Annotated in this window: 1 protein-coding gene; it reads left to right on the plus strand. The window is 35.2% G+C overall.

The window, feature by feature from the left end:
- Positions 1 to 27 precede the first annotated feature (27 nt).
- A complete protein-coding gene (locus ACFVSH_RS26370) occupies positions 28 to 801 on the plus strand; it encodes an IclR family transcriptional regulator (RefSeq protein ID WP_387708767.1) in 774 nt (257 codons plus the stop codon).
- The last annotated feature ends 840 nt before the right edge of the window (positions 802 to 1,641 follow it).

Here is a 1,641-nt window from a genome sequence, read left to right on the forward strand (position 1 = left end):
GATATGAACTGTTTAAGGGGGGGAAATATGAACCAAAGTGTAATTAAAGCACTCAAGTTGCTTGATTTTTTTTTAGAAGAAAAAAAAGAATTAACACTCAGTGAAATAGCAACAAAATCTGATATGCCAAAGCCATCAGCCTATCGATTCCTTACCTCTCTGGAGGTATGTGGTTTTTTGGTAAAGACAAAGAATACCGAACAAGATGTTCGCTACCGTTTGGGTCTAAAACTGCTTGAATTAGGAAACATAGTCTCAGAACAATTAGATTTACGTACCATTGCTTTACCCTGGATGAGAGAACTTTGTGCTGACATTAATGAAGCTGTACATCTGGTTATACTCGATGGAGATGAAGCTGTATACATCGAAAAAGTAGAAAGCAGCCAAGCGATACGGCTGCATACAAGGGTTGGGAAGCGTTCTGAGTTATATATCGGTTCCGGTCCAAAATTGTTGCTTGCTTATTTGCCCGAGACAGATCGGGAAGCTCTTCTGGAAAAAATGACTTTTACTAAATTCACGCCGTATACAATTAAAAATAAAGAAATTCTGTATAAGGAAATTGAACAAATACGGTGTAATGGATATTCCATTAGTAAGGGTGAGCAGGATGAAGAAACAATAGGTATTTCCTATCCTGTACTTGACTATACGGATAAGGTTGTCGCTGCGCTTACTGTAAGTGGTCCGAATACGAGAATGCAGGAGAAAGTTGAAGAAACTATCCGTAAGAAAACAAAAGAAACTGCCAGTCATATTTCTCATGAACTAGGATATATAGAAACGGACGTTCTATAGAACAGGATATACTAACCGCTGTTATCTAGAAAAAGTTTTTTATACGGTGGAAATGACATTAGTTTCATGCTAAAAACGATCGTTTATGATGAGCTTTTAGCATACACGAAAATAAAGCTGTTAAATCATCTGACCCAAAATTTTATTACAATGCGTCTTTGTCAGAAAAGGTATTTAATTTAACATTAAAATCTCAAGATTTCACACAGAATATGTTAGAGGTTAATGAAGAAAATTATTGAAGTTGCTAGAGTGAGGAATCCAAATGTGTTGGATGAAAATATAAATGAAATATAAGTGAATATTATATTGCTGATAGTGTCATTTACGATGATGAATCTAATTTTTGTCGATAAAATGTATGATTTTGCATTCAACAAACCATCCTACCTAGCAAAAATAAAACGAGATTTCTCCGCATAGTTGATTTCAATACGTTGACTAAGTAGGTCCAAAGAAAAAACTTGGCTTTAAATACGTTACTAAGTTTAAGTATTAAGTACATCCAAATACCGGTTTCAAACATTTAGTAATAGAGAAACGAATTTAGGCTTTATTAAAAAGCAAAAAATAAACAACCAATGGATCATTGGTTGTTTATTAAACCTATCTGTATTGGTAATACGTCAGCTTTTATTTTATGTGACGAACAGAATGATTTACCTTTTCTCTGTTATTCTTCCTTGCTTGCTGCCATATTCACGTTCGGTTCGACATTCTCCTGACTGATGGTGGTAAATGGTAAATTTCTCTTTATCCTGATTTGCATTTCCTGCTCAGTTACTTCCTGTTTGGAGCGGGCCGTTTCCAGATCGTAAGCTTGGTCAGCTCGTGCTTTGG

Source organism: Peribacillus sp. NPDC058002, from assembly GCF_042886655.1.
GTDB classification, from domain to species: Bacteria; Bacillota; Bacilli; order Bacillales; family DSM-1321; genus Peribacillus; species Peribacillus aracenensis.

What these genes read in the sequence shown, in the direction of transcription:
- ACFVSH_RS26370 (WP_387708767.1), top strand. Translation starts at nt 28, where the DNA reads ATGAACCAAAGTGTAATTAAAGCACTCAAGTTGCTTGATTTTTTTTTA.